Source organism: Ruegeria sp. BHSA162, from assembly GCF_059613385.1.
The window spans coordinates 1-7,965 of record NZ_JBXWSK010000114.1; the positions used below are offsets into that span (position 1 = coordinate 1).

Below are 7,965 nucleotides of genomic sequence, written 5' to 3' on the forward strand. Positions count from 1 at the left end.
TAGAACACATCGGCCAGCGAATAGCCGCCGAACAATGGGCCGGTCTCCGTGCCTGAGATTTTGCGCGCATGCGCCCACAGGGTCTCGATCCGGGTCAGATCGGCGCGGGTTTCGCCGGACGGCTCGAACCCTTTCCAGCGGTGTTTGAGTTGCATGGGGCAGGCCGACCGCAGCGCGTGGAACCCGGCAACCATCTCGGCACACAGCCAACGGGCGGTTGCGCGGGCAGCAGCGTCTTGCGGCCAAAGCCCGGCATCGGGGTGGCGTTCGGCCAGCGTCTCGGCCATGGCGAGACTTTCGCCGACCACCGTGCCGTCGGGCAGGCGCAGCGCGGGGACCAGACGGGCCGGGACCAGCGGCTGCATGTCCCGGGCCATCGTGCCTGAATACAGGCCGATCATGTGGGTCGTGTAGGGCAGGCCGAATTTTTCCAGTATCAGCCAGCCGCGCATGGACCAGCTGGAAAACAGGCGGTCCCCGATGAAAAGGTCATAGGTCATGGCCCGAGGATGGCCGAACTTCTGGAATCAGTAAAACGCCGATTTGTGCGTGTTGCGTTCACGGAAGATGATTGATCCGGCCGGCCGACCAAGTTCTGCCGTCAAAGGCCAGCTCGGTCACCGACAGGTTGTCGATGCGATGGGCAAAGGTCCGTTGCGCGTCCATGTCAAGGGCGCGCTGTACCTGGGTCAGGATTACGCCGAAATGGGCCACGATCACCAGATCGGCGCCTGTATGCATACCGATCAACCCGTCGATCGCCGCGTCGACCCGCGCGCGGACCGCGTTCCAGCTTTCGCCGTTGGGCGGGCGCACGTCGCCGGGGCTGTCCCAATAGGCAAAGGCCAGTTCGGGGTCTTCGGCCTCGATCTCGGCGAATGCGCGCATCTCCCACGTGCCGAAATGGATCTCGCGCAGGTCGGGATGGTGCGGCAGCCGGCGACGCGTGCCCTGAATGGCCGTGGCCGTATCCGCGGCGCGCGACAGGTCCGACGAAACGACCAGCGCATCCTGCGGCAGGTGGTCATGCAGGCGCGCGAGGGCCGCGTGGTCGCTCAGGTCGGCGGGAATATCGGACCAGCCCACCATCGTTTTGGCATGGGTCGGGCCGTGGCGGACGAGGTGCAACCGGGTCACGGCAACTGGCCTTTCAAAACCTGCGGTAGTCCCGCGATGACCTGAACCACAAGGCCGGCTTGGGCGGCGAGGGCGATGTTCAACCGCCCCTGCGCCTCGCGGAACTTGCGGGCCAGCGCATTGTCGGGGACGATACCGTGCCCCACTTCGTTGGAGACGATAACGACCTGCGCGGGGCAGGTCCGTAGTGCGGCCAGAAGGGCGGCCTGTTCCTGTTCAAGATCGCTGTCGGCCAGCAGGTGATTGCTGAGCCACATCGTGGCGCAATCGATAAGACAGACCTGATCCCGGCTCAGCCCCGCCAGCGCCGGGCGCAGGTCCATCGGGGCTTCGATCGTGGCCCAGCCGTCGCCTCTTTGGTCCACATGGCGCCTGATTTTTAGGCGCATTTCATCATCAAACACTTGTGATGTTGCCAGGTAGACGCGGATTTTTCCTGTTGAAACAGCAAGTTGTTCGGCAAATGCAGATTTTCCCGATGCCGCGCCACCCAGCACAAAGGTTAAATCGGGATGCATTTTTTACTACCTTTACAGTGATCCACCCGGTGCGCCCTTGCGTATCGACCATACGTCGGCAAGGCAAGACCGGCGGCGCCTACGACAGATGGGAGAGCTGCATGGCACTGGATAACCCGAACGACTTCTCGATGTCCCGGCAGGCTATGAAAGCCGAATTGCTGGATGCGGAAACCGAATTGCGCCTGGCCTATGCCTGGCGCGACGAGCGCGACGAACAGGCCCTTCACCGATTGATAACGGCCTATATGCGTCTGGCCATTTCAATGGCGGCCAAGTTCAAACGCTATGGCGCGCCGATGAATGACCTGATCCAAGAGGCCGGGCTGGGCCTGATGAAGGCCGCTGACAAATTCGACCCGGATCGCGGGGTCCGCTTTTCGACCTATGCGGTGTGGTGGATCAAGGCCAGCATTCAGGATTATGTGATGCGCAACTGGTCGATGGTGCGGACCGGTTCGACCTCGTCCCAGAAATCCCTGTTCTTCAACATGCGGCGCGTTCAGGCGCGGCTGGAGCGCGAAGCCGCGACCGATGGCGTCGAATTGGACCGCCATCAGCTGCACCAGATGATTGCGGCCGAGATCGGTGTACCGCTGCGCGATGTGGAAATGATGCACGGTCGGTTGGCCGGCTCAGACTTTTCGCTGAACGCCGTTCAATCGGCTGACGAGGATGGTCGCGAGTGGATCGACGCGTTGGAGGATGATCGCGAGCAGGCTGCTGAAACTGTCGAGAACAGCCACGATACCCGCCAGTTGCGGGAATGGTTGATCACGGCGATGCAGGCGCTCAACGATCGGGAACGGTTCATCGTTCGCGAGCGCAAGCTGCGTGAGCCGGCGCGCACATTGGAAAGCCTGGGTCAGGAACTGGGTTTGTCCAAGGAACGGGTGCGACAGCTTGAGGCAGCGGCGTTCGTGAAGATGCGCAAGAACCTTGAAGCTCAATCGCGCGAGGTGCAACACTTCTTCGCATGAGACATCTTGCGATTCTGACGGCGGCCGTGCTGTCGCTGACACTTTTGACCCGGCCAGTTCTGGCCGGGGACCTTATTCCCGACGATATATTGGCACAGATGAGGGACGCAGATGTCGTGATCCTTGGCGAAGTTCACGACAACCCGCTGCATCACCTGGTCCAGACCGAAGCGATTGCGGACATCGATCCGTCTGCAATGGTCTGGGAAATGGTGACCGAGGAAGGGGCTCAGAGACTGGCGCAGACTGCCGCCTCGAATCCTGAGGAGCTGTCACGCATCCTGAGATGGGCCGAAACGGGATGGCCGCCGCTCAGCATGTATTACCCTGTTTTCCAAGCATCAGAGGCTCCGGTATACGGAGCGATGGTGCCACGTGCGGCTGCGCGTGCGGCGATGGAACGCGGTGCCGCAACGACTCTGGGGGCGGATGCGGCGCGATATGGGTTGAACATTCCGTTGGCGCCCGAGGATCAGGCGGCGCGCGAGGCCGAGCAACTGGCGGCGCATTGCAACGCACTTCCGGCCGAGGCCTTGCCGCAACTGGTGGCGATCCAGCGTCTGCGCGATGCTGTTCTGACCCGGGCCATTCTGCGTGCAATTGATGAAACTGGCGGTCCGGTGGCGGTGATTACCGGAAACGGGCACGCGCGCAAGGATCAGGGCATTCCGACCTTTCTGTCGCGCCTGCGTCCGGGCCTTAAGGTCTTTGTTCTCGGTCAGGCCGAAGACGGTGTCGTGACCGGTGAATTTGACGCGGTGATTGACAGCCCCGCGGCCGAACGCGAAGACCCTTGCAAGGCCTTCGAGTCCCAGAATTAAGCGCTGGAACTCGGGGCATGGGTTGCATAGTGTCGAGGCCGAGCACGACCGGGAAGGGCTGAACATGCTGGCATCCAAACGGATCCTCCTGATCCTTGGCGGTGGGATCGCGGCCTACAAATCGCTGGATCTGATCCGAAGGTTGAAGGAGCGCGGGGCGGCGGTGACCCCGGTCCTGACCCGCGCTGCCGAGGAATTCGTGACCCCCTTGTCCGTGTCTGCACTTGCCGGTGAAAAAGCTTATCGTGATCTGTTCGACCTGACGGACGAGGCCGAGATGGGACATATCCAGCTGTCACGTTCGGCTGATCTGATCGTCGTGGCCCCGGCGACTGCGGATTTGATGGGAAAGATGGCCGGGGGTCTGGCCAATGATCTGGCATCGACCCTGTTGATGGCCACGGATACCCCTGTTTTATGTGCGCCGGCGATGAACGTGCGGATGTGGAACCATCCGGCAACTCGCCGGAACCACAAGCAGTTGATCGCGGACGGCGTCCGGTTTGTCGGACCCAATGACGGTGACATGGCTTGTGGCGAGTTCGGCCCCGGCCGCATGTCAGAACCTCTCGAAATCGTGGCGGCGGTCGAGTCTGCCTTGTCGGATGGCCCACTGAAGGGTAAGCGGATTCTCGTGACGTCGGGGCCGACGCATGAGCCGATTGATCCGGTTCGGTACATCGCAAACCGATCCTCGGGGGCGCAGGGGACGGCGATTGCCAACGCTTTGGCGGCCCTGGGGGCCGAAGTCGTTTTCGTAACCGGCCCCGCGGATGTGCCACCACCCCAGGGCGTCCAGGTTGTGCAGGTTGAGACTGCGCAACAAATGTCGGATGCGGTGGACGCGGCTCTGCCGGTGGATGCGGGCGTGTTTGCCGCAGCCGTGGCCGATTGGCGGGTAGACGGGGCATCAGACCGCAAGTTGAAGAAAAGCCGCGACGGAATGCCTGCACTGCAATTTGCCGAAAACCCGGACATCCTCAAACGGATTTCGCATCTGGAGACCGGCCGACCCAGCTTGGTCGTGGGTTTCGCCGCCGAGACGGATGATGTGATCGCCCACGCAACCGCCAAGCGGGCGCGCAAAGGGTGCGATTGGATCCTGGCCAATGATGTCAGTCCGATGACCGGCATCATGGGTGGAGCCGAAAATGCGGTCGTTCTGATATCGGATGCGGGTGCCGAGGAGTGGCCGCGCATGGGCAAGGACGCAGTGGCCGCGCGGCTGGCGGAAAAGATCGCAGCCGCGCTGGCGCTGTGATGCGGTTGTTTGACAGAAGATGAAGGTTGGGATGCGCTGATGGTGGCAATCCGGGTGATCCGAGAAGACGGGGCCGATCCGGCCATTGCATTGCCGTCCTATGAAACGGCCGGGGCAGCCGGCGCGGATGTGCGGGCCAACCTGCCTGATCGAGGATCGATCACCCTTCAACCCGGTGAGCGCGCCTTGGTTCCGACCGGCCTGCGGGTAGAGATTCCGGATGGATATGAGATCCAGGTGCGTCCGCGCTCGGGACTTGCGTTGAAACACGGGATCACGCTGCCGAACGCACCGGGCACGATCGACAGCGACTATCGCGGTCCCTTGGGGGTGATCGTGCTGAATGCGGGTCAGGAAGCCTTTGAAATCGGACATGGCGACAGAATTGCGCAGCTTGTCGTGGCCCCGGTGATCCAGGCGCGGTTCGAGATGGCGGACAGCCTGCAGGAATCGCAGCGCGGTTCCGGTGGGTTCGGATCCACGGGGCGCGCCTGATGGTTCTGGTACTGGCACTGGCAGCGGGGCTGTGGGGGCTTGGCTACCTCGCTGGTGCCTCGCGTACTGCCCGTTGGGTGTCGGTTTTGGTGTTGCTGGCAGGTGTGGTTCTGTCTCATCTGGTTTTGCCCGACGGGAACCCACTGCGCGAGGCCACAGGCGGCTCGGCCGCGATGTGGCTGATCCTGGGTGGTTTCGTTCTGCTGGCCATGGGTTATGGCGCTGTGGTGAAAGCCCTGAGGCGCCGGGCCAATCCACCGTCGGATATTCGACCGCACAGCCCATCTGACCAGTTCAGCGAAGCCGAACTGGAGCGCTATGCCCGTCACATCGTCCTGCGCGAGCTTGGTGGACCCGGGCAGAAACGGATGAAGACCGCTCGGGTATTGGTGATCGGGGCAGGTGGATTGGGCGCACCGGCGCTGCAGTACCTTGCCGCCGCCGGCGTGGGCACGATTGGCGTCATTGATGATGACGTCGTCGAGAATGCCAATCTGCAGCGGCAGGTCATCCATCGGGATGCAGACATCGGAATGCCCAAAGTCTTTTCTGCGCAGCAAGCAATGGAGGCGCAGAACCCCAATGTCATCGTTCGCCCCTATCACCGCCGCCTGACGGACGACATCGCGGCCGACCTGTTCGCGGATTATGACCTTATCCTCGACGGCACCGACAATTTCGAAACCCGGTATCTGACCAACCGCACCGCGGTGGCTTTGGGCAAGCCCCTGATCTCAGGCGCGCTGTCCCAATGGGAAGGCCAACTGAGCGTGTTTGACCCCGCCAACAACGCTCCCTGCTACCAATGCATTTTTCCCGAAGCGCCTGCGCCGGGTCTGGCGCCCTCCTGCGCCGAGGCCGGGGTGGTCGGGCCACTGCCGGGCGTGGTGGGGGCGATGATGGCGGTCGAGGCGGTCAAGGTAGTCACGGGGGCAGGTCAGGCCTTGCGTGGCGAGATGCTGATCTATGACGCGCTTTATGGCGAAAGCCGCAAGATCACCCTGTCCCGGCGGGACGATTGCCCGGTTTGCGGTCAACCCGTTTGATCGCGGCCACTGGACGATCTTGCCCGGCATTCCTAGCTTGACGCTTGAAGGAGACCCCAATGACCAATCCGATCCTGTCCGACTGGACAATCCCGTTCGAAATCGCGCCCTTTGCCGAAATCTCGGATGACGATTTTGCCCCTGCACTGGAAGCTGCTCTGCAGGCCCATGCCGACGAGATCGACACCATCGCGGCGAATACTCAGCCCGCGAGTTTTGCCAACACGATCGAAGCGCTGGAAGCGGCGGGCGAGGCCTTGAACAAGGTTCTGTCGGTGTTCTTCACGGTCGCTGGCGCAGACAGCAACCCGGAGCGCGAGGCGTTGCAACGGGAGTTTTCGCCCAAGCTTGCAGCGCATTTCGCCGCAATTTCCTCGAACAAGGCGCTGTTCCAGCGTGTGGACGACCTTTGGGCGAAACGAGATACGCTGGATCTGACCGAGGAACAGGATCGGGTTTTGATGCTCACCCATCGCGGGTTCGTCCGCTCGGGTGCAGCGCTGGACGGTGCGGAAGATGCCCGGATGCAGGAGATCAAGGCGCGTCTGGCGTCATTGGGCACCGCGTTCACGCAAAACCTGCTGGCGGACGAGCGTGGCTGGTTCATGGAGCTGACCGAAGATGATCTGGCGGGACTGCCGGGTTTCGTTGTCGATGCGGTACACGCGGCCGGCCGGGAAAAAGGGGCCAAGGGGCCGGTTGTCACGCTGTCGCGGTCTCTGATCGTGCCGTTCCTGCAGTTCTCGCCACGTCGCGACCTGCGCGAAAAGGCTTACCGTGCCTGGGCGTCACGCGGGGCAAACGGAGGCGAGACCGACAACCGAGCGATTGCCGCCGAAATCCTTCAGCTACGCGAGGAACGGGCCAAACTGCTGGGCTATGACAGCTTTGCGGCCTTCAAGCTCGAGACCGAGATGGCCCGAACCCCCGAACGGGTGCGCGACTTGCTGATGCAGGTCTGGGCACCCGCCAAGGCCCGGGCCGAGGCCGACGCGGAGATCCTGACGCGGATGATGCAGGAGGATGGCGTCAACGGTCCGCTCGAACCCTGGGACTGGCGGTACTATGCCGCAAAACGGCGCAAGGCCGAGCATAATCTGGATGAGGCAGAACTCAAACCCTACCTGCAGCTGGAGCGCATGATCGAGGCTGCCTTTACCTGCGCCAACCGCTTGTTCGGGTTGGAGTTCGCGCCGTTGGACGTGCCGCTGTACCATCCGGATTGCCGAGCCTGGGAGGTGACCCGGCGTGGCAAACACGTTGCCGTATTCATCGGAGACTATTTTGCGCGTGGATCGAAACGGTCGGGTGCGTGGTGCAGCGCGATGCGGGCGCAGGCCAAGTTTCCCAAGGTCCAGACGCCAATCGTCATCAATGTTTGCAACTTCGCCAAGGGCGATCCGGCGCTGCTGTCATATGACGACGCACGGACCCTGTTTCATGAATTCGGGCACGCACTGCACCAGATGCTGTCGGATGTGACCTATGTCAGCATCTCGGGGACCAGCGTTGCCCGGGATTTCGTGGAGCTGCCCAGCCAACTGTATGAGCATTGGCTGGAAGTGCCGGAGGTTTTGGCCGAGTTTGCAACTCATGCCGAAACCGGAGCTCCGATGCCACCGCAACTGCTGGACAGAGTTCTGGGTGCCGCCAATTTCGATCAGGGTTTTCAGACGGTCGAATATGTCGCCTCGGCGCTGGTCGACC

9 protein-coding genes are annotated in these 7,965 nt (G+C 62.3%); 6 read left to right on the forward strand and 3 right to left on the reverse strand.

From position 1 onward, the window contains the following. The 3 genes from AC2FM5_RS18560 to cobU all read right to left on the reverse strand — a co-directional run. Positions 1-500, reverse strand: a 500-nt coding sequence (locus tag AC2FM5_RS18560) for a glutathione S-transferase family protein (RefSeq protein WP_496737368.1), incomplete at its 3' end; no start/stop codon positions are given. Between the two features lie 58 nt (positions 501-558). Continuing rightward, positions 559-1,137, reverse strand: a complete 579-nt coding sequence (locus AC2FM5_RS18565) for a histidine phosphatase family protein (protein ID WP_496737370.1) — start codon at positions 1,135-1,137, stop codon at positions 559-561. Next, positions 1,134-1,655 carry a bifunctional adenosylcobinamide kinase/adenosylcobinamide-phosphate guanylyltransferase gene (gene cobU, locus AC2FM5_RS18570; protein ID WP_496737372.1) on the reverse strand — a complete coding sequence of 174 codons (522 nt, stop codon included), beginning with the start codon at positions 1,653-1,655 and terminating at the stop codon, positions 1,134-1,136. Before cobU ends, AC2FM5_RS18565 begins: the two co-directional genes overlap by 4 nt. A 101-nt stretch (positions 1,656-1,756) precedes the next feature. On the opposite strand from cobU, the gene AC2FM5_RS18575 reads away from it, so the two are divergent. From AC2FM5_RS18575 to AC2FM5_RS18600, 6 genes are all read left to right on the forward strand, one after another. Further along, positions 1,757-2,635 (forward strand): RNA polymerase factor sigma-32, encoded by an 879-nt coding sequence (locus AC2FM5_RS18575; protein WP_093963433.1) that lies wholly within the window; start codon positions 1,757-1,759, stop codon positions 2,633-2,635. Further along, complete coding sequence (locus AC2FM5_RS18580) at positions 2,632-3,456, forward strand: ChaN family lipoprotein (protein WP_170365334.1); 825 nt, start codon at positions 2,632-2,634, stop codon at positions 3,454-3,456. Before AC2FM5_RS18575 ends, AC2FM5_RS18580 begins: the two co-directional genes overlap by 4 nt. A 64-nt stretch (positions 3,457-3,520) precedes the next feature. Beyond that, positions 3,521-4,717 carry a bifunctional phosphopantothenoylcysteine decarboxylase/phosphopantothenate--cysteine ligase CoaBC gene (gene coaBC / locus AC2FM5_RS18585; protein WP_496737375.1) on the forward strand — a complete coding sequence of 399 codons (1,197 nt, stop codon included), beginning with the start codon at positions 3,521-3,523 and terminating at the stop codon, positions 4,715-4,717. Between the two features lie 39 nt (positions 4,718-4,756). Next, positions 4,757-5,212 (forward strand): dUTP diphosphatase, encoded by a 456-nt coding sequence (gene dut, locus AC2FM5_RS18590; RefSeq protein ID WP_170342597.1) that lies wholly within the window; start codon positions 4,757-4,759, stop codon positions 5,210-5,212. Next, positions 5,212-6,258 carry a HesA/MoeB/ThiF family protein gene (locus AC2FM5_RS18595; RefSeq protein ID WP_170438457.1) on the forward strand — a complete coding sequence of 349 codons (1,047 nt, stop codon included), beginning with the start codon at positions 5,212-5,214 and terminating at the stop codon, positions 6,256-6,258. The genes dut and AC2FM5_RS18595 overlap by 1 nt, the downstream gene beginning before the upstream one ends. Before the next feature lie 59 nt (positions 6,259-6,317). Continuing rightward, a partial coding sequence (locus AC2FM5_RS18600; protein ID WP_496737379.1) for a M3 family metallopeptidase occupies positions 6,318-7,965 on the forward strand: 1,648 nt, incomplete at its 3' end.

Coding starts and splice junctions, on each gene's coding strand:
- cobU (WP_496737372.1), bottom strand. CDS start 1,655: ATGCATCCCGATTTAACCTTTGTGCTGGGTGGCGCGGCATCGGGAAAA.
- AC2FM5_RS18575 (WP_093963433.1), top strand. CDS start 1,757: ATGGCACTGGATAACCCGAACGACTTCTCGATGTCCCGGCAGGCTATG.
- AC2FM5_RS18580 (WP_170365334.1), top strand. CDS start 2,632: ATGAGACATCTTGCGATTCTGACGGCGGCCGTGCTGTCGCTGACACTT.
- coaBC (WP_496737375.1), top strand. CDS start 3,521: ATGCTGGCATCCAAACGGATCCTCCTGATCCTTGGCGGTGGGATCGCG.
- dut (WP_170342597.1), top strand. CDS start 4,757: ATGGTGGCAATCCGGGTGATCCGAGAAGACGGGGCCGATCCGGCCATT.
- AC2FM5_RS18595 (WP_170438457.1), top strand. CDS start 5,212: ATGGTTCTGGTACTGGCACTGGCAGCGGGGCTGTGGGGGCTTGGCTAC.